The organism is Neisseria sp. P0021.S007, assembly GCF_051956855.1.
The window spans coordinates 1-658 of the sequence record NZ_JBQCXA010000605.1; the positions used below are offsets into that span (position 1 = coordinate 1).

Sequence of the window (658 nt, forward strand, 5' to 3'; positions counted from 1 at the left end):
TCGGGTATCAAACCGAATTTTTTGTGGGATAAAACCGCCTACGCGCTTGGCGTGGAAGCCAATAAAAACAAAGCCGAAGTCAAAGAAAAACCATTTACGTCGTCTGAAAAAACTTTTGACGCCTTTAAGCAATACCATCTCGATTTACTGCAAAACAGCGACGATGAAGGCTTGCAAGCCTTGTGCCGTTTTCTGCAAAACTGGCTACCTGAAAATTTCGCTGCCGAAAATCTGCCTGCCGAAATGCTCGATGCCAATATTGCATTTTCTCTTGAAAAACCGACCGCACTTATCCATAAACGCGAAGCCGCGCAAACCTTGTGGGCAGGCTGCCTGAAAAGCGACGAAGCGCTCGAAGGCTTGTGCTTGATTAGCGGCGACACCGCCCCGATTGCGCGGCTGCATCCTGCAATTAAAGGCGTGTTTGGTGGGCAAAGCTCCGGCGGTTCGATTATTTCGTTCAATAAAGAAGCCTTTGCCTCTTTTGGTAAAGAGCAAGGCGCAAATGCGCCCGTTTCCGAACAATCCGCGTTTGCCTACACCACCGCGCTGAATTATCTGTTGCGCCGCGAAAACAATCACTGCTTGACCATTGTTGACGCCAGCACGGTCTTTTGGGCGGAAGCGGACGATAACGCGACCGCGCAAGCTGCCGAAG

Annotated in this window: 1 protein-coding gene; it reads left to right on the plus strand. The window is 50.5% G+C overall.

Annotated elements, in window-relative coordinates:
- Positions 1-658 (plus strand): type I-C CRISPR-associated protein Cas8c/Csd1 (locus tag ACTHUR_RS14905; RefSeq protein ID WP_440399375.1); only part of this gene is annotated, 658 nt, incomplete at both ends.